Genomic DNA, 18,161 nt, shown 5'->3' on the forward strand with positions numbered 1-18,161 from the left:
GCGCCGCTCACCGCCCGGCCAGGAAGGTGAGCAGGAGCCGCCGCTGCAGCGCGAACATCTCGCGCTCCTCGTCGGGTTCGGCGTGGTCGTAACCGAGCAGGTGCAGGATCCCGTGCGTGGTCAGCAGCAGGAGCTCCTCGACCGTGGAGTGCCCGGCGGCACGGGCCTGGGCGGCCGCCACCTCGGGGCACAGCACGATGTCGCCGAGGGTGCCGGGCGGGGTCTCCTCGCCCTCGCGGCCGGGCCGCAGCTCGTCCATGGGGAAGGAGAGCACGTCGGTGGGGCCGGGCTCGTCCATCCACTGCACGTGCAGGTCGGTCATCGCAGCCGTGTCGACGAGCACGATGGACAGCTCGGCGGCGGGGTGGACGTGCAGCTCGTCGAGGGCGAACCGGGCCAGCGCGGCGAACTCGGCCTCGTCGACCTCGACGCCGGACTCGTTGTTGACCTCGATGCTCACCGGCGTCCTCCTCGGTCGTGGCGGCCGGGCCGACGGCGGTCGTCGGCCGGGCGGGTGCTGTCCCAGCGGGCGTAGGCGTCGACGATGTCGCTGACCAGGCGGTGTCGGACCACGTCGGTGCTGGTGAGCCGGCAGAACTCGACGTCGTCGACGCCGGTGAGGATGTCCTCGACCACGCGCAGGCCCGACGTGGTGCCGCCCGGCAGGTCGACCTGGGTGGCGTCGCCGGTGATGACCATCGTCGAGCCGAACCCGAGCCGGGTGAGGAACATCTTCATCTGCTCGGCGGAGGTGTTCTGCGCCTCGTCCAGGATGATGAAGGCGTCGTTGATGGTGTTGTGCGTGACGAGGAAGTCGTCGGTGACGTAGAGAGAGTCCTCGGCGGCGACCTGGATGCACATCGTGTCCTGGACACCCGCAGGCAGGATCGAGTCGACGGCGCGCATCGGACGTCCCCCTCCGAGCGCGGCGTACGTCCGCGCCTTGCGGGTGAGGCGGAACGGAGGGACGCCGTCGGGCAGGCGGATCTCGACGACGTAGGCGTCGCAGCGATACGGGACCGGTCGCTCCTTGGCCCGTCCGGGCTTCCGCCCCTCGGCCTCCCGCACGCGGGTCGTGGCGACACCACCGAGCGACCGGACGAGATGGACGACGTCGTCCCGGAGTCGGCGCGACGTGGTCGTGTACTGCACCCGGCAGGTCCGCCCTGCCTGCGTCACCGGTCCGCCGTCGGTGTCCAGGAGTCCCTGCAGGACCGCCAGGCGCACCTCGACGGCGTTGATCTTGTACGCCTCGGGCACGAACGTCGTGGCCGACTTCCGACCGTCGAGACCCAGCTCGCGCAGGATCGTCTTCACCGGGTTCGCCACGATGACGCCACCGCGGTGCCCGTGGACGTGTCGCAGCACGTAGCCGTACTCCCCGTGCGGAACCAGCTCGATGTCGGGCAGTGCGGACTCCAGGGCGTCGGCGAGCTCGGGGTCCGCCGTCGTGTACGACGGCGTCGCACGCGAGGAGAACGATCCGTCACCGAGCATCAGGCCCAGCGCGTACGGGTCCATCGGCACGTCGCGCTCCGGCATCTCGACCGGGTCGACGACGGGTAGTTCGAATCGGCGTGTGTGTCCGTACCACTCACGCCCGATCATCTCCTGCGTCTCCAGTGTCCGGCTCCGCCCCCGACGCTTGTCCGACTGGGTCCGGACGGTCCACAGGTGCTCGCCGCAGCAGACGGTCGACGACCCGTCCGACGCCGTCACCCGATAGGTCTGCTTCGGCCCCTGCGGGTAGATGCCGACGACGGGTGTCGGACGCCCGTCGGACCCCACCACCAGGTCACCCACCTGCAGCGACCCGAACGGTCGGAAGCCGTCAGGGGTCAGGACCTCGGCGTCGTAGGGCTGGGCACGGCCGCGCATGTACGCCAGCGGCGCGACCTCGATGGTGCCGGACTCGACCAGCCGTGGGATCGCGTCGGGGTCGAGCATGTCGTGCAGCGCGTCGTACAGCGGCCGCAGGTACGGGTCGATCTTGTCGCTCAACGATCCGGGCAGGTAGCCGAGCTTCTCCCCCGCCTCGACCGCGGGCCGGGTGAGCACGATCCGGTTGATCTGCTTGGCCTGCAGCGCCTGCACGGCCTTCGCCATCGCCAGGTAGGTCTTGCCGGTCCCGGCGGGGCCGATGCCGAAGGTGATCGTGTTGGCCGCGATGGCCTCCACGTAACGCTTCTGACCGACGGTCTTCGGGCGGATCGTGCGGCCGCGCCCGGAGAGGATGTCGTGGGTGAGCACCTCGGCGGGCCGCTGCGCGGCGGCGGACGTGAGCATCGAGACCGAGCGGGAGACCACCTCGGGGGTCAGCGCGGTCCCGGCCTCGACGACCTCGACCAGCTCGTCCAGCAGGCGGGCCACCAGGGCGACGTCGCCGGCGGGACCGTGGACGGAGATCTCGTTGCCGCGGGCGTGCACGTCCACGCCACCGAACCCGTCCTCGATCGCGCGGAGCACCGTGTCGCCGCTGCCCAGCAGCGCCACCATCGGCACGTGCGGGGGGACGACGACGCGGTGCTCGGTGGCGTGCCGCGGGTGGTCGGTCAGGGGGCTGTCGGAGGCGGCGGACGTCATGCTCAGGCGGGACTCCATCCCAGCTGGGTGCCGGCCAGGACGTGGCCGTGCACGTGGAAGACGCTCTGGCCCGCGCGCGGGCCGGAGTTGAAGATGAACCGGTACTGGCCGTCGGCCAGCTCGTGCGCCACGTTGTCGGCGACACCGACGACCTCGGCGAGCAGGTCCGGGTCGGCCGCGGCCAGGACGGACACGTCCCCGTGGTGCTCCTTGGGCACCACGAGCACGTGGACGGGAGCCTGCGGGTCGATGTCCCGGAAGGCCACGACCCGGTCGGTGTCGGCCACGACGTCGGCGGGCAGGTCGCCGGCGACGATCTTGCAGAAGAGGCAGTCCGCCTCGGTCTCCGTCGTCATGCGTCCACGCTACCGCCAGCGGCCCGTGCGGTCGCTGAGAATCGCGACGGCGACGGGTCCGGCGGTCGACGTGCGCAGCACGTGCGGACCCAACCGGGCCGTCACGGCACCGGCGTCGGTGAGGGCGGTGACCTCCTCGGCGGAGATGCCGCCCTCGGGACCCACGACGAGGTCGACCTCGGGCGCCTCGGCCGTGCCGTCCGCCGCCGTGGGCAGCGGGACGTCCGCGAGCGGCGTCACCGCCTCCTCGTGCAGCACGACGACGGCACCGCCCGCGGCGACGACCTCGCGCACCCGGTCGGCGAGCCCGCGGGTGGTCACGTGCTCGTGCACGGGGGGCAGCCAGGCCCGACGGGACTGCTTGACCGCCGCGAGCACGGTCGCAGCCCACTTGGCGCGCGCCTTCTCGGCCCGCGGGCCGCGCCAGACGACCACGGACCGGTCGGCCTGCCACGGCACGACGGCGTCGACCCCGACCTCCACGGCCGCCTCGACGGCCTGGTGGTCGCGGTCGCCCTTGGCCAGCGCCTGGACCAGCGCGAGCCGCACGGCAGGGGCGGGCTCGTGCCGCACGTCCTCGACGCGCAGGGTGACCTCGCCGCCGTCGACGGCCTCGACCACACCGAGCACACGGGTGCCCGCGCCGTCGACCACGTCGAGCCGCTCCCCCGGGCGGCGCCGCTGGACGACGCCGGCGTGCCGGCCCTCCGCCCCGCCGAGGACGTAGGTCGCCCCCGGCGCCGGCGCGGACGCCACGCCGGCGCCGACGAAGACGGGCGCGCTCACGACGCACGCCCCTCGCGCGAGCCCTGCGGTGCCTCGCTCCGGCACACCTCGTGCCTCGGCGTACCTCTTCGGGAGCTCCTCGCGCTCACGGTTCCTCAGCGCCCGGCGAACTTGTCCCGCAGGCGCGAGAAGACGCCGGGGTGCGCGGCCGCGAGCCGCGGGTCGGGACGCTCCTCGTCGCGCAGCTCGGCGAGCTTGCGCAGCAGCTCGGTCTGCTCCTCGTCGAGGGAGGTCGGGACCTGGACGTCGATGTGGACGTTCAGGTCGCCGCGGCCGTTCGCGTGCAGGTGCCCGACGCCGAGACCCTTGAGCGTGACGACCTCGCCCGGCTGCGTGCCCGGGCGCAGGTCGATCTCCTGCTGACCGTCGAGGGTGGACAGCTCCAGCACGGTGCCCAGGGCGGCCGCGGTCACCGGCACCGGCAGGGTGCAGTGCAGGTCGTCGCCGCGACGCACGAAGGTGTCGTGCGCCTTCTCGCGGATCTCGACGTACAGGTCGCCGGCCGGGCCGCCGCCCGGGCCGACCTCGCCCTGGGAGGACAGCTTGATGCGCGTGCCGGTGTCGACGCCGGCGGGCACGTTCACCGTCAGCGACCGGCGCGAGCGCACCCGGCCCTCGCCGGAGCACTCGGCGCACGGCTCGGGGATGACGGTGCCGAAGCCCTGGCAGGCCGCGCAGGGCGCGGTGGTCATGACCTGGCCCAGGAAGGACCGGGCCACGCGCTGGACGTTGCCCTGGCCGTGGCAGACCTCGCAGGTGCGCACGTCGGTGCCGGGCCGGCAGCCGTTGCCGCCGCACGTGCCGCACACCACGGCCGTGTCGACCTGCAGCTCGCGCTTGCCGCCGAACGTCGCCTCGGTGAGGTCGATGTCCATGCGCACCAGGGCGTCCTGGCCGCGCCGTGCGCGCGGCACGGGGCCGGACGCCTGGCCGCCGCCGAAGAACGTCTCGAAGATGTCCTGGAACCCGAAGCCCTGGCCGAAGCCGGCACCGGCGCCGCCGCCGGGCGCGCTCGGGTCGACGCCCATGTCGTACTGCTCGCGCTTGTCGCGGTTCGACAGCACCTCGTAGGCACGGGCGACGTCCTTGAACTTCTCCTCGCCCTCGGCACCCGCGACGTCGGGGTGGAGCTCGCGGGCCAGGCGACGGTACGCCTTCTTGATCTGCTCGGGGGTGGCGTCACGCTCGACGCCGAGGATCTCGTAGTAGTCGGTCACAGGTCTCTCTTCGATGACGTGGAGAAGGTCTGGTCAGGGATACCGGTGGTCAGTTCGGCAGGACGCGCGACAGGTAGCGTGCCACGGCGCGGACCGAGGCGATGGTGCCCGGGTAGTCCATGCGGGTCGGGCCGATGGAGCCGAGGGAGGCGACGGTGTCGCCGTCGCTACCGTATCCGGAGGCGACGACGGAGGTCTCGGTGAGACCGTCGAGGCGGTTCTCCCGCCCGATGCGGACCCCGACGCCGTCGCCGGCCATCTCGGTCAGCAGCCCCAGCAGCACCACCTGCTCCTCGAGCGCCTCGAGCACGGGGCTGAGCCCCTGCTCGAACGTGGCCTCGGAGCGGACGAGGTTGGCGGTGCCCGCCAGCACGATCCGCTCCTCGTTCTCCTCGCCGAGGGTCTCCACGACGAGGTCCGCGACGGCCTGGGTCACCCCGCTCAGGTGGGGGCCCACGGACTCGACCAGGCCCGCGAAGGCCGCGGGGAGGTCGGCCAGCCGCTTGCCCGCGGCGGCCGCGTTGAACCGGGCCCGCAGCTCGCCGAGGGTCGCCTCGTCGAGGTCGTCGCCCGCGTCGGAGCCGTCGGGACGCACGGGCAGCTCGCAGTAGCGCTGCTCGACCCGGCCGGTGTCGGTGATGACCACGACCAGGATCCGGGACTCCGCCACGGGCACGAGCTCGAGGTGACGCAGCCCGGACCGCCGCAGCGACGGGTACTGCACGACGGCGACCTGGCCGGTGAGCTGGGCGATGAGCCGCCCGGCCCGGGTCAGGACGTCGTCGAGGTCCACGGCCTCGGACAGGAAGGTCTCGATGGCCCGCTTCTGGGGCACGTTGAGGGGTCGTACCTCGGCGAGCCGGTCGACGAACACCCGGTAGCCGGCGTCCGTGGGCACGCGCCCGGCGGACGTGTGCGGCTGGGCGATGTACCCGGCGTCCTCGAGCGCGGCCATGTCGTTGCGGATGGTGGCCGGGGACACGCCGAGGCCGTGGCGTTCGGTGAGCATGCGCGACCCGACGGGCTCACGCGTGGTGACGTAGTCCTCGACGATGGCGCGCAGTACTGCGAGCCGACGTTCCTCGCTCATCTCGACCTCCCCTCGCTCGGCGCCCCGGGGGGTTAGCACTCTCCAGGGCTGAGTGCCATCTTACGCGTCTCCCCCGACGGTCCGGCCGCTCACCCCCCGTCGGTGAGGTACCTCATGCCGGCGACGACCCCACGACGGCCCGGTCCTCGCCGACCGCATCGTCGCCTGGCACGATGACGGTATGTCGCCGGGTCGCACCCCTCTGGTCGGTCGCACCACGGAGCTCGCCGCGTTGCGGGCAGCGCTGTCCGACGCCCGCGAGGGCTCCGGCGGCACCGTCGTGCTCGCCGGCGAAGCCGGCATCGGCAAGACGCGCCTGGTGACCGAGCTGGTCGACCATGCCGGCGACGACGTCCTCGTGGCCCGCGGGCAGTGCGCGGCGTCCGGGTCCGGACCGGTGCCGTACGCCGGGCTCGACGGCGTCCTGCGCGACCTGGTCGCCGCGCTGGGCGACGACGAGGTGCTGGCCGCCGCCGGCCCCGCGGCCGACGCCCTGGGCGTGATCCTGCCGCGGCTCGTCGCCGTCCGGCCCGGTGTCGACGGCGGGCGCGCGCCCGAGGTCCTTGCCGACCTGCTCACCACCGTCGGCGCCACCCGGCCGGTGGTCGTCGTCGTCGAGGACCTGCACTGGTCCGACGACGTGACCCGGACCGCGGTGACCCGGCTCGCACGCGCCGCGCGGTCGACCCGCCTGCTCGTGGTGGTCACCTACCGCAGCGACGACGTCGGACGACGTCACCCGCTGCGCACCACCCTCGCCGAGCTCGACCGGGCCCGCCTCGCCGACCGCGTCGCGGTGCCGCGTCTCGCCGGCCCGGAGGTCGTCGAGCTCGCCCGCGCCGTCCTGACCGGCACACCGGAGGACGGGTCGGGCATCGACGCCGGCCGTCTGGACGAGCTCGTCGACCGCGCCGAGGGCGTGCCCTTCTACGTCGAGGAGCTCGCCTGCTGCTACGACGGTGACATCCCCGTCTCCCTGCGCGACGTCCTGCTGCTGCGCTACGCGGGCCTGTCGGAGGCGGCGCAGGCGTTCTGCCGGGTCGTCGCTGCCGGCGGGGTCCGCGCCGACCGTGACGTGCTGGCCGCCGTCCTGGGCGACGAGGCGCTCGAGCGGGCCGAACCCGCGGCACGCGAGGCCGTGGACGCCCTGGTCCTGCAGGCCGGTCTCGACGGCTACGGGTTCCGCCACGCCCTGATGCAGGAGGCCGTCGAGGCGGAGCTGCTGCCCACCGAGCGGCGGCGGCTGCACGCGGCCTACGCCGAGGCGCTGGCCAGCGGTCCGGCCACCGTGCCGCGGCTGGTCGAGCAGGCCGACCACTGGTGGCACGCCCGCGTGCCGGACCGCGCCCTGGCCGCCGCGGTGACCGGCCTGGACGCCGCCGCGAACGACGTCGCCCCGGCGGCCGCCGTCCGGCTCGGCGAACGGGCTCTCGAGCTCTGGGACACCGTGCCCGACGCGGCGGACGTCACCGGGACCACGCACCACGAGCTGCTGGTCCGGGTCGCCGAGGCCGAGACCGTCGCGACCCACGTCGACCGGGCCCTGGCGCTGGCGCGTCAGGCGTTGGACGAGTGGCCCGCCGACGACCCCGCGGGCCGGGCCCGCACCCTCGGGCTCGTCGCGGTGCAGCAGCTGCGTGCCGGCGACGTGACGGGGCTGGACCTGACCCAGGAGGCGCTCGCGGCGGCACCGCAGGACGACCTCGGGACGCTCGCCGAGCTCCTGCGCCTGGACGCCCGTGCCAAGATGCTCGCCGGCCGGTTCCGGGAGGCGGTGGCGGCCGCCGGTCGCGGCTACGAGGCCGCGACGGCTGTGGGCGACCGGTCCACCGCCGCGCTGCTGCTCAACAACAGCGGTCTCGCGCGGCTGAGCGCGGGCGACCCGGGCGGCCTCGACGAGCTCGAGGAGTCCCGCCGCCTCTCCGGGGACGACTGGGCCGGGCGGGCCCACTACTTCACCAACCTCTCCGACCACCAGCTCCGGCTCGGCCGGTTCGCCGAGGCGCTGCGGACCGCCTCGGCCGGTGCCGAGGTCGGCCGCGCCGGGGGATCCGGCTGGAGCAGCCGCGCGATGCTGGAGGGCAACGTCGCCGAGGCCCTCATCGGGCTCGGCCGCTGGGAGGAGGCCGACGCCTGGTACCGGAGCGCGACGACGTCCGTCTCGCCGAGCGCCTGGGCCGTCTACCTGGCCGAACGATGGACGTGGCTCACGCTGTGGCGCGGGGACGTCGAGACCGCCCAGGCGATGGGACGGCGCCACCGGGCCGTGTGGCTGCGGTTCGCCGAGGTGGAGCTGCAGGTCCGGGCTCGGGCCCCGGCCACGCTGGCCGAGCTGGCCCTCGCACGCGACGACGTCGACGACGCGCTCGACCTGGTCCGCCCCGCCACCGACCCCGGCCGGCTGTCCGGGGCGTACGCCCTGACGATGCTGGCGGTCGCCGCCCGCGTGCTCGCGCGGGCCCGAGCCTCCGGCCGGACGGTCGACGTCGGACCCTACGAGGAGACCCTGGCCGCCGCCTCCTTCTGGCCGACCCACCGGCTGTGGGCGACCGTGTTCGACGCCGAGCTGGGCCGGACCCCGTGGTCCGAGGTCGCCGCGTTCGGTCCCGACGACGGCGCCCCGGCGCACCTGCGTCCCTATGCCCTGGTGCGCGAGGGCGAGCACCGGCTCGCGACGGGTGACAAGGCTCGCGCACGCGACCTCCTCGGTGACGCCGCGGAGGCCGCGCGCGGCATCGGGGCAGGCTCCGTGCTCGCCCGCGCGACCTCGCTGCTGCACGACGCGGGGCTCGGGGCACCGACCCGGCGCCGGCCGGCCGGCGCGGGCGTCGACCCGCTGACCGACCGGGAGCGCCAGGTGCTGGAGCTGGTCGCCGAGGGGCTGACGAACGGCCAGATCGCCGAGCGGCTGTTCATCTCCCGCAAGACCGCCTCGGTGCACGTCTCGGCGATCCTGCGCAAGCTCGGGGTGTCCAGCCGCACCGAGGCCGCCGTCGTGGCCCGGTCCGCGGCGCACCACGGCTGAGCCCTCCGGGGTACCTCAGACGTACGCCGTCCCGGACCGGGGTGGTACCTCAGGCTCCCCCACCGATCCGCCGGCGAAGACCGGTCGGACGACCGATCCACGCCCCTACCTCAGGGACCGAACCTGGAGTCATCGCGGAGCCACCCCGGCCCGCCGACCAGGGAGGGTCACCATGTCCCCTGAACAGCTCCACCAGATGTACCGCCTGCAGGAGGCCGAGGTCGTCCGCGAGGCGGAGCACCGCCGTCGGGCGGCCGAGCGCGCCGCGCAGGACGTGCCGCGGCACCGCCGCCACCCCGAGCCGGCCCCGCGCCCCCGCGTCCTGGTGCTCCTCGACCGCCTGCGCATGGCCCGGGCCCGTGCGGTCCGCGCAGCCTGAGGCGTACCGCCCCGGGGGCTGGCAGCATGACTCCATGAGGGTCAGCCGGGTCCCGCTGATCGGCCGCGAGACCGAGCTCGCGACGTTGCGTGGCCTCCTCGAGGAGGCCACGCACGGCGACGGGCAGTGCGTGGTCGTGGGCGGGGAGGCCGGGATCGGCAAGACGCGCCTCGTCGAGGAGCTCCTCGACGGGTCCGGTGCCGGCCCGGCCTTCGTCCTGCGGGGCCAGTGCGCCGACTCCGGCGCCGGCCCCGTGCCGTACGCCGGGCTCGAGGGTCTGCTGCGGGACGCCGTCACCGCGCTGGGACCCGAGGCCACGCTTGAGGCCGCCGGACCGGCGGCGGACGCCCTCGGCGTCGTGCTCCCCGAGCTGGTCGAGGTGCGGGCGGACGGGGAGGCCGGGCGCCTCCCGGAGGCCCTCGCCGCACTGCTCACCACGCTCGCCGGGAGGCGGCCCGTCGTGGTCGTGATCGAGGACCTGCACTGGTCCGACGACGCCACCCGCGGCTGCGTGGCCCGCCTCGCCCGCACCGCCCCCGGCCGCCGGCTGCTGCTGGTGGTCACCTACCGCAGCGACGACGTCGGACGGACCCACCCCCTGCGGGCCGCGCTCGCGGAGATCGAGCGGGCCCGGCTCGCCACCCGGGTCGAGGTCCCGCGACTCGCCGCCCACGACGTCGTCACCCTGTTCCGGGCGCACCTCGACGCCGGAGCCGTCGACCTCGAGGAGGTCGTCGACCGCAGCCAGGGCGTGCCGTTCTACGTCGAGGAGCTCGCCACCGGGGTCGGCGTCACCCTGCCCGAGTCGGTGCGCGACCTGATGCTCCTGCGGTACTCGCGCCTCGGCCGCGACGCGCAGGAGTTCTGCCGCACCGTGGCCGCCGCCGGGCAGAGCGTCGGGCACGAGCTGCTCGCCGCGGCGCTCGGCGACGAGGCCGTCCGGGACGCGGAGCCCGCCGCCCGCGAGTCCGTCGAGGCCGGGGTCCTCGTCGTCGACGCCGACGGCTACCGGTTCCGGCACGCCCTGATGCAGGAGGCCGTGGCCACCGAGCTGCTGCCCAGCGAGAGCCGGCGCCTGCACACCGCCTACGCCCGCGCCCTGGAGACCCGGCCGGCCACCATCGCCCGCCTCGCGGAGATCGCGGACCACTGGTGGCGTGCCCGCGTGCCGGACCGGGCGCTCGCCGCGTGCGTGGCGGGCCAGGCCGCGGCCGGCGAGTACGCGGCGACGTCCACGGCCGTCGCCCTGGGCGAACGGGCGCTCGAGCTGTGGGACCTGGTCGCGGACCCCGAGGAGGTCGCGGGCACCACCCACGCCGAGCTCATGCGGCGGGTGGCCTGGGCGCTGCACGTCGGGTCCCAGGCCGAGCGCGCGCTCGCGCTCGCGCGCCAGGCCCTCGACGAGTGGCCGCCGGAGGACCCGGCCGGGCGTGTCTCCGCCTACGTGACGCTGTCCACGGCTGCCGAGGTCACCGGGTCCGACGAGGGGCGGCGCCTGCTCGACCACGCCCTGGAGGAGATCCCGGACGACGACGTCGCCGGGCGCGCCGCCCTGCTCACGGAGTCCGCCCGGGGCGCGATGATGGAAGGGCTCGAGGACCGGGCCATCGAGCTCGCGAACCGGGGGCTGGCGGCCGCCGAGGAGGCCGGGGATCGCCGCCTGCAGGCACGGTGCGTCAACATCCGCGCGGTCAGCCGCGTGATCACCGGTGACATGGACGGGCTCGAGGACTTCGCCCTCGACCGCGCGCTCGCCGGCGACGACTGGGACGCGCTGATGAAGCACTTCGTCAACGCCTCCGAGGCCACGCTGCGCGTCGGCAGGGCGCACCGGGCGCTGGAGATCGCCGAGGAGGGGGCCGCCCGGGCGCGGGAGCGGGGCACCGGGATCGGGATGCGGTCGCGGATCGAGGGCAACGGCATCGAGGCGCTGGTCGACCTCGGCCGCTGGGACGAGGCGGCGGCCTGGTTCGAGCGCACCGTCCCCCTGCTGGGACGCAGCGTCTTCACCGTCACCCTCACCGAGCTCTGGGCCTGGCTCCTGCTGTGGCGCGGGGAGGTCGAGCAGGCGGAGTCCGTGGTCCGGACGTACCGGGCGTCCTGGGAACGGCACGGCCGGATCGAGCTGCAGGTGCGCTCGCTGCTCACCACCACGCTGGCGGACCTGGCCCTCGAGCGCGGGGACGTGGACGAGGCCCTCCGTGTCGTGGCCGACGCCGTGGCCGACCCCCTGCAGCGTCGGTCGGCGTCGTCGCTGCTGCCGATCCTCGGGATCGCGGCCCGGGCGCTGGCCGCGGCGGGGGCCGCCGGACGCGACGTGGACCGGGCCCCGTACCGCGCGGCGCTCGCCGACTGCTCCGGGTGGCCGACCCACGGCGTGTGGTCGGCGGTGTTCGCGGCCGAGCTCGGCGAGGGCCCGTGGTCCGCGGTGGCCTCCCTCGGGCCCGACGACGGCGCCCCGGCGTACCTGCGCCCCTACGCCCGCTACCGCGAGGGCGCCGGTCTCCTGGCCGCAGGGGACCGGCCCGGCGGCCGTGTCGCGCTGGAGTCGGCGGTCCGGGAGGCCGAGACGATCGGGTGCGGGCTGGTGGCCCGGCACGCGGCCGGGCTCCTGGCCGGGGCCGGTGCGGCCTCGCCGTCGCGGCGTCGGCCGGACGAGGCGGCCGACCGGCTCACCGACCGCGAGCGCCAGGTGCTGGAGCTGGTCGCCGAGGGGCTGACGAACGGCCAGATCGCCGAGCGGCTGTACATCTCCCGCAAGACCGCCTCGGTGCACGTCTCGGCCATCCTGCGCAAGCTCGGGGTGTCCAGCCGCACCGAGGCCGCCGTCGTGGCCCGGTCCGGGACGGCCGGTGCCGAGCGTGTCGACCCCACGGGCCGGGCGCCGTCTGCCTAGGCTCACGGCGTGCACGATCGCTACGGCTCCGACGTCCTGTCCTCCTCCCCCGGCGCGCCCGGCGGCTCGGCCCACCACCGCGCGCGGCCGACCACGCGGCCGCAGCCGGCCGAGCACGGCCTCGTGGTCGAGGAGGTGACCAGCGGCTGGGTCGGCGCCGTGACCCGCGTGGAGAAGTCCGGCGGCGTGCACCTCGTGGTGCTGGAGGACCGCCGCGGCCGGACCCGGTCCTTCCCGCTGGGCAAGGGGTTCTGGGTCGACGGGCAGCCGGTCGAGCTCACCGCGCCGGTCACCTCCCGGGCACCGGCCGCACCGACGCGGACGGCCTCCGGCTCCGTCGCGGTGCACGGGGCTCGCGCCCGCGTCGCGCGCGGGTCGCGCATCTGGGTGGAGGGCAAGCACGACGCCGAGCTCGTGGAGAAGGTGTGGGGCGACGACCTGCGCATCGAGGGCGTCGTGGTCGAGATGCTCGACGGCGTGGACCACCTGGCCGAGGCCCTCGCCGAGTTCTCCCCGACGCCCGAGCGCCGGGTCGGGGTGCTGGTGGACCACCTCGTGCCGGGAGCCAAGGAGCAGCGGATCGCGGCGGAGGCGCTGCGCACGGTCCCGGACGGCACCGTCCTGGTGCTCGGGCACCCCTACGTGGACGTCTGGCAGGCCGTGAAGCCTGCCCGGGTCGGCCTGGAGTCGTGGCCGACCATCGAGCGCGGCACCGAGTGGAAGCGCGGCATCCTGCGCGAGCTGGGCTGGCCCGGAAGCTCGACCGCGGACGTCGGGCGGGCCTGGCAGCGGATCCTGGGCTCGGTGCGCGACTTCCGCGACCTCGACCCGGCCCTCCTGGGCCGGGTCGAGGAGCTCATCGACTTCGTGACGGCGTGATCAGACGCTGATCAGACCATGCCGTCGCGCTGGGCGTAGTGGTTGACCTTCTCGGAGATGTTCACCACCGCCTGGAAGACCTCCAGACCGATCCGCCAGACCGCCAGGTAGACCAGCGCGCCGATCCAGCCGAACAGGATGGTGAAGAGCCCGACGTACCACTGGTCGGAGAACAGCGTGGCGATGCCGGCGATGAAGGAGAACAGCCAGCCGATGGCGACCAGGATCGTCAGGATGACGTAGACGATCTTGACGATCTTCGGCGTGACGTAGTTGCTGAACGAGAAGTCGAACAGGGAGCCGATCAGCCCCTTGGTGTCGTCGCGCGCCACGCCGGCGGCCGACGACGCCGCGCTCGCGTAGAACGGCTGCTGGCCGCCCTGGTGGCCCGACGGCGGCGGGTAGGACGCCGCCGGCTGCCCGGAGTGCTGCTGTCCGGTGTACGGCTGCTGGTACGGCTGCTGCGCGGGGTCCGGCTGCGACGGCTGCCCGCCGTAGGGGTCCTCGGGTCGTCCGGGCTGCTGCGGGGGGTTCTCGGACATCGTTCCTCCTGCTCGGGATGCGGTTGCCGAGCACCACTGTCGTGCCGCGGGCACGGCCTCGCCACCGGAGCCGCTGCCCACGGAGCCACGACGATGGGATTTCGTCCCCCGTGCTGCCAGGATGGACGTATGACGCAGAACCCGCCGCCCACCGGCCCGCCCGCGGGCCCGCGACCGCTGTCCCCGCCCGACGAGCGCACCTGGGCGATCATGGCCCACATCGGCCCGCTGCTCGTCGGGATCATCACGGCGGGATCGCTGGGCTTCGTGGCCCCGCTCGTGATCTGGCTCGCCCTGCGCGACCGCAGCGCGTTCGTCGCCGACCAGGCCAAGGAGGCGCTGAACTTCCAGATCACGCTGCTCATCGGGCAGGTCGTCGGCTGGCTGACCGTCTGGCTGCTGGTCGGGTGGCTGGTCCTCGCCGTGGTGTGGGTCCTGGGCATCGTGTTCGCCATCATCGCGGCGATCACCGTCAACCGGTACGAGGCCTACCGCTACCCCCTGACCCTGCGGCTGGTGAAGTGACCGGGTGAAATCCCCGGCCGCCGGTCAGGGACACCCCACCGGTGCCCTCCTGCCCGGTAGGTTCGCCCGATGTGTCCGGTGCGGCAAGCGCGCCGCCCGTCGAAGGAGAGGAAGCAGATGACCGAGTCGACTCCAGACCCGCACGCCGACCAGCGCCCGCAGCAGCCCGAGGGACAGCAGCCGCAGCAGCCCCCGCAGGGCTACCAGCAGGGCTACCAGCAGCCCCCGCAGGGCCAGCCGGGCTACCCGCAGGGCGCCGCCGCACCCCAGCCGGTCGCCCCGTCGGAGGAGCGGACCTGGTCGATCATCGCGCACGCCGGCGGCATCCTCGTGGGCTTCCTCGCCCCGCTGATCGTCTGGCTCGTGTACAAGGACCGCAGCGCGCGCCTGGACGACCAGGGCAAGGAGGCGCTGAACTTCCAGCTCACGATGCTCATCGGCTACGTCGTGGGGTGGATCCTCACGATCATCATCGTCGGTGGGTTGATCGTCTTCGCCGCCTGGGTGTGCACGATCGTCTTCGGCATCCTGGGGGCGATGGCCGCCTCGCGCGACGAGTGGTACCGCTACCCGTTCAAGATCACGTTCATCAAGTGATCAGGCGGTCAGCTCGCGCACGACCGCGTCGGCCAGGAGCCGTCCGCGCCGCGTGAGCACCGCCCGGCCCCGCACGGCCGCCGCCCCGTCGAGCAGCCCGGACGCGACCAGTCCGGCGACGGCGCGGCGGCCGTCGGCGTCCAGCACGTCCAGGTCGAGCCCCTCGGCGAGCCGGACCCCGAGCATCACCCGCTCCAGGTGCGCCTCGTCGCGGGTCAGCACCTCGCGCCCCGCCCCCGGCGAGCGCCCCCGGCCGAGCAGCGTCGCGTAGCGCAGCGGGTGCTTGACGTTCCACCAGCGCACCCCCGCCGCGCCGTCGGCGGCACCGCTGCCTCCCGCACCGCCGTCGGACGCCCCGACGTAGGAGTGCGCCCCGGGGCCGATGCCCCACCAGTCGTCCCCGCGCCAGTAGGCCAGGTTGTGCCGGCACGCCTGCTCCAGGCCGCGCGACCAGTTGCTGACCTCGTACCAGCCCAGGCCGGCCGCCGTGAGCAGGTCGTCGGCGAGCTCGTACTTGGCGGCCTGGTCGTCCTCGTCCGGGAGGGTCAGCTGGCCGCGCCGCACCTGGGCGGCCATCTTCGTCCCGGGCTCGACGACCAGCGCGTACGCGGACACGTGGTCGACGCCGGTGGCCAGGGCGGCCTCGACCGACGTCCTCCAGTCGTCCAGCGACTCCCCCGGGGTGCCGTAGATGAGGTCGACCGAGACCGCGAGCCCGGCCTCGCGGGCCCAGCGCACGACGTCGGGCAGCCGCGCGGGGTCGTGGGTGCGCTCGAGCGTCGCCAGGACGCGCGGCACCGCGGACTGCATGCCGAACGAGACCCGCGTGAAACCGGCCTCGGCCAGGGTCGCCAGCGAGCCGGGCGTCACCGAGTCGGGGTTCGCCTCGGTCGTCACCTCGGCGTCGGGGGCCAGGCCCCAGGCCGACCGCACGCCGTCCAGGATCCGCACCAGGTCGCCGGCCGGCAGCATCGTCGGCGTCCCGCCGCCGAAGAACACCGTCGACACGGGCCGGTCGCCCAGACCGGCGGCGTCGAGCACGCGCGCGGCCAGGTCGACCTCGCCGAGCGCCGTCGTGGCGTACTCGTGCTGCGAGGCGCCGCCGCCGAGCTCGGACGCGGTGTAGGTGTTGAAGTCGCAGTAGCCGCATCGCACCGAGCAGAACGGCACGTGCACGTACACGCCGAACCGGGAGCGCGACGAGGCGTCGTCGGTCTCGGCGCCCGCCGTCCGGGCCACGAGCTCGGGCAGGGCGCCGTCCGCCGGGACGGGTTCGCCGTCGGGCAGCGCGGGCACTACTTCTTCTTGTCCTTGGTCTCCTTGCCGCCGGAGCCGTCGGAGGACAGCGCGGAGATGAAGGCTTCCTTCGGGACCTCGACGGACCCGATGTTCTTCATCCGCTTCTTGCCCTCCTTCTGCTTCTCCAGCAGCTTGCGCTTCCGGGAGATGTCGCCGCCGTAGCACTTGGCGAGCACGTCCTTGCGGATGGCGCGCACCGTCTCGCGGGCGATGATGCGTGCGCCGACGGCCGCCTGGATCGGCACCTCGAACTGCTGGCGCGGGATGATCTCCTTGAGCTTGGCCGTCATCTTGACGCCGTACTCGTAGGCCGCGTCCTTGTGCACGATGGCGCTGAAGGCGTCGACCTGGTCGCCCTGCAGCAGGATGTCGACCTTGACCAGGTCGGCCACCTGGTCGCCGGAGGGCTCGTAGTCCAGCGAGGCGTAGCCGCGGGTGCGCGACTTCAGCGCGTCGAAGAAGTCGAAGACGATCTCGGCCAGCGGCAGCGTCCAGCGCAGCTCGACCCGGTCCTCGGACAGGTAGTCCATGCCCTCCATCTGGCCGCGGCGGTCGGTGCACAGGCCCATGACCGCGCCGACGAACTCGCTCGGCGCGAGCACCGTGGCCCTGACGATCGGCTCACGGACGTCCTTGATCTTCCCGGCCGGGAACTCCGAGGGGTTGGTGACCTTGACCTCGGTGCCGTCCTCCAGCGTCACGTCGTAGACGACGTTCGGGGCGGTCGAGATGAGGTCGAGGTCGAACTCGCGCTCCAGGCGCTCGCGCACGATCTCCAGGTGGAGCAGCCCCAGGAAGCCGACGCGGAAGCCGAAGCCGAGGGCCACGGAGGTCTCCGGCTCGTAGTTGAGGGCGGCGTCGTTGAGCTTGAGCTTGTCCAGCGCGTCGCGCAGCGTCGGGTAGTCCGACCCGTCGATCGGGTACAGGCCCGAGAACACCATCGGCTTGGGCTCCTCGTAACCGCCCAGCGGCTCGGACGCCGGCTGCCGGGCGCTGGTGACGGTGTCACCCACCTTGGACTGGCGCACGTCCTTCACGCCGGTGATGAGGTAGCCGACCTCGCCGACGCCCAGACCGTTCGTCTTGATCGCCTCGGGCGAGATGACGCCGATCTCGAGGAGCTCGTGGGTGGCCTTGGTCGACATCATCTCGATGCGCTCGCGCGGGTTGAGGTTGCCGTCGACCGCGCGCACGTACGTGACCACGCCGCGGTAGGTGTCGTACACCGAGTCGAAGATCATGGCGCGCGCGGGGGCGTCCGGGTCGCCGACCGGCGACGGGATGCGGTCCACGATGACGTCGAGCAGCTCGGTGACGCCGTCACCGGTCTTGCCCGAGACCCGCAGCACGTCCTCCGGCTCCCCGCCGACCAGACCGGCGAGCTCGGCCGCGTACTTCTCGGGCTGCGCGGCGGGCAGGTCGATCTTGTTCAGGACCGGGATGATCTCCAGGTCGTGCTCCATCGCCAGGTACAGGTTGGCCAGCGTCTGGGCCTCGATGCCCTGGGCGGCGTCGACCAGCAGGACCGCGCCCTCGCAGGCGGCCAGCGAGCGGGACACCTCGTAGGTGAAGTCCACGTGGCCGGGGGTGTCGATCATGTTGAGCGCGTACGGCTCCTCGCCCCGCTGCCAGGGCATCCGCACGGCCTGCGACTTGATCGTGATGCCGCGCTCGCGCTCGATGTCCATGCGGTCGAGGTACTGCGCCCGGGCGTCGCGCGGCTGCACGACGCCGGTGAGCTGCAGCATGCGGTCCGCCAGCGTCGACTTGCCGTGGTCGATGTGCGCGATGATGCAGAAGTTGCGGATCAGCTCGGGCGGGGTCGCGTTCGGCTGGATGCGTTCGCTCAGGGAGGCGGACGGGATGGGCAACACGTCTCCGTCGGGTCGATGCTGGACTGCTGGGCCCGGTCATTGTCCCACGGTCCCGGCGAGCCCCCTGGCGGGATCTGGACGGACAGGGTCCGTCGCGCCCCTGTCGGTGCCCG

Annotated in this window: 14 protein-coding genes and 3 pseudogenes; 6 read left to right on the plus strand and 11 right to left on the minus strand. The window is 73.9% G+C overall.

Going from position 1 to position 18,161, the window contains the following annotated elements:
• Nucleotides 1-7: 7 nt before the first annotated feature.
• From ybeY to hrcA, 8 genes and pseudogenes are all read right to left on the minus strand, one after another.
• Nucleotides 8-460 (minus strand): rRNA maturation RNase YbeY, encoded by a 453-nt coding sequence (ybeY, locus tag V5O49_RS16015; protein WP_278234809.1) that lies wholly within the window; start codon nucleotides 458-460, stop codon nucleotides 8-10.
• Nucleotides 457-795 (minus strand): annotated as a pseudogene (locus V5O49_RS16020) (PhoH family protein); the annotation flags it as partial. The gene ybeY and the pseudogene V5O49_RS16020, both read right to left, overlap by 4 nt.
• 264 nt (nucleotides 796-1,059) lie before the next feature.
• Nucleotides 1,060-1,878, minus strand: a pseudogene (locus tag V5O49_RS16025) (LAGLIDADG family homing endonuclease); the annotation flags it as partial.
• Nucleotides 1,867-2,583, minus strand: a pseudogene (locus tag V5O49_RS16030) (PhoH family protein); the annotation flags it as partial. The pseudogenes V5O49_RS16030 and V5O49_RS16025, both read right to left, overlap by 12 nt.
• Before the next feature lie 2 nt (nucleotides 2,584-2,585).
• Nucleotides 2,586-2,939: a histidine triad nucleotide-binding protein gene (locus tag V5O49_RS16035; protein ID WP_278234810.1), complete on the minus strand. Its 354-nt coding sequence runs from the start codon at nucleotides 2,937-2,939 to the stop codon at nucleotides 2,586-2,588.
• Between the two features lie 9 nt (nucleotides 2,940-2,948).
• Complete coding sequence (locus tag V5O49_RS16040) at nucleotides 2,949-3,725, minus strand: 16S rRNA (uracil(1498)-N(3))-methyltransferase (protein ID WP_332903104.1); 777 nt, start codon at nucleotides 3,723-3,725, stop codon at nucleotides 2,949-2,951.
• Nucleotides 3,726-3,820: 95 nt separating this feature from the next.
• A complete protein-coding gene (dnaJ, locus tag V5O49_RS16045; protein WP_332903105.1) occupies nucleotides 3,821-4,942 on the minus strand; it encodes a molecular chaperone DnaJ in 1,122 nt (373 codons plus the stop codon).
• A gap of 49 nt (nucleotides 4,943-4,991) precedes the next feature.
• A complete protein-coding gene (gene hrcA, locus V5O49_RS16050; protein WP_278234813.1) occupies nucleotides 4,992-6,032 on the minus strand; it encodes a heat-inducible transcriptional repressor HrcA in 1,041 nt (346 codons plus the stop codon).
• A gap of 181 nt (nucleotides 6,033-6,213) precedes the next feature.
• Between hrcA and V5O49_RS16055 the strand changes: the two genes are divergently transcribed.
• From V5O49_RS16055 to V5O49_RS16070, 4 genes are all read left to right on the plus strand, one after another.
• Nucleotides 6,214-9,057 (plus strand): ATP-binding protein, encoded by a 2,844-nt coding sequence (locus tag V5O49_RS16055; RefSeq protein ID WP_332903106.1) that lies wholly within the window; start codon nucleotides 6,214-6,216, stop codon nucleotides 9,055-9,057.
• Between the two features lie 172 nt (nucleotides 9,058-9,229).
• A complete protein-coding gene (locus V5O49_RS16060; RefSeq protein ID WP_332903107.1) occupies nucleotides 9,230-9,436 on the plus strand; it encodes a hypothetical protein in 207 nt (68 codons plus the stop codon).
• Between the two features lie 34 nt (nucleotides 9,437-9,470).
• Complete coding sequence (locus V5O49_RS16065; RefSeq protein WP_332903108.1) at nucleotides 9,471-12,332, plus strand: ATP-binding protein; 2,862 nt, start codon at nucleotides 9,471-9,473, stop codon at nucleotides 12,330-12,332.
• A 9-nt stretch (nucleotides 12,333-12,341) separates the two neighbouring features.
• A complete protein-coding gene (locus tag V5O49_RS16070) occupies nucleotides 12,342-13,211 on the plus strand; it encodes a DUF3097 domain-containing protein (protein WP_278234816.1) in 870 nt (289 codons plus the stop codon).
• An 11-nt stretch (nucleotides 13,212-13,222) separates the two neighbouring features.
• Here the strand turns inward: V5O49_RS16070 and V5O49_RS16075 are convergent, their stop codons facing one another.
• Nucleotides 13,223-13,753, minus strand: a complete 531-nt coding sequence (locus V5O49_RS16075) for a DUF4282 domain-containing protein (RefSeq protein ID WP_278234817.1) — start codon at nucleotides 13,751-13,753, stop codon at nucleotides 13,223-13,225.
• 129 nt (nucleotides 13,754-13,882) lie between these two features.
• Between V5O49_RS16075 and V5O49_RS16080 the strand changes: the two genes are divergently transcribed.
• Both V5O49_RS16080 and V5O49_RS16085 read left to right on the plus strand, forming a co-directional pair.
• Complete coding sequence (locus V5O49_RS16080; RefSeq protein ID WP_278234818.1) at nucleotides 13,883-14,278, plus strand: DUF4870 domain-containing protein; 396 nt, start codon at nucleotides 13,883-13,885, stop codon at nucleotides 14,276-14,278.
• A 117-nt stretch (nucleotides 14,279-14,395) separates the two neighbouring features.
• On the plus strand, nucleotides 14,396-14,875 hold the full coding sequence (locus V5O49_RS16085; RefSeq protein WP_278234819.1) for a DUF4870 domain-containing protein: 480 nt from the start codon (nucleotides 14,396-14,398) through the stop codon (nucleotides 14,873-14,875).
• Here V5O49_RS16085 and hemW read toward each other — a convergent pair whose 3' ends face one another.
• A complete protein-coding gene (gene hemW / locus V5O49_RS16090; protein WP_332903109.1) occupies nucleotides 14,876-16,171 on the minus strand; it encodes a radical SAM family heme chaperone HemW in 1,296 nt (431 codons plus the stop codon).
• A complete protein-coding gene (gene lepA, locus V5O49_RS16095) occupies nucleotides 16,171-18,048 on the minus strand; it encodes a translation elongation factor 4 (RefSeq protein ID WP_405001199.1) in 1,878 nt (625 codons plus the stop codon). The genes hemW and lepA overlap by 1 nt, the downstream gene beginning before the upstream one ends.
• Nucleotides 18,049-18,161 lie beyond the last annotated feature (113 nt).

It is taken from the genome of Isoptericola haloaureus (assembly GCF_036689775.1).
GTDB classification, from domain to species: domain Bacteria; phylum Actinomycetota; class Actinomycetes; order Actinomycetales; family Cellulomonadaceae; genus Isoptericola; species Isoptericola haloaureus.

Bases quoted from the DNA above. Each gene is read 5' to 3' on its own strand.
- V5O49_RS16035 (WP_278234810.1), bottom strand. From the start codon at position 2,939: ATGACGACGGAGACCGAGGCGGACTGCCTCTTCTGCAAGATCGTCGCC.
- hrcA (WP_278234813.1), bottom strand. From the start codon at position 6,032: ATGAGCGAGGAACGTCGGCTCGCAGTACTGCGCGCCATCGTCGAGGAC.
- V5O49_RS16055 (WP_332903106.1), top strand. From the start codon at position 6,214: ATGTCGCCGGGTCGCACCCCTCTGGTCGGTCGCACCACGGAGCTCGCC.
- V5O49_RS16060 (WP_332903107.1), top strand. From the start codon at position 9,230: ATGTCCCCTGAACAGCTCCACCAGATGTACCGCCTGCAGGAGGCCGAG.
- V5O49_RS16065 (WP_332903108.1), top strand. From the start codon at position 9,471: ATGAGGGTCAGCCGGGTCCCGCTGATCGGCCGCGAGACCGAGCTCGCG.
- V5O49_RS16075 (WP_278234817.1), bottom strand. From the start codon at position 13,753: ATGTCCGAGAACCCCCCGCAGCAGCCCGGACGACCCGAGGACCCCTAC.
- V5O49_RS16080 (WP_278234818.1), top strand. From the start codon at position 13,883: ATGACGCAGAACCCGCCGCCCACCGGCCCGCCCGCGGGCCCGCGACCG.
- V5O49_RS16085 (WP_278234819.1), top strand. From the start codon at position 14,396: ATGACCGAGTCGACTCCAGACCCGCACGCCGACCAGCGCCCGCAGCAG.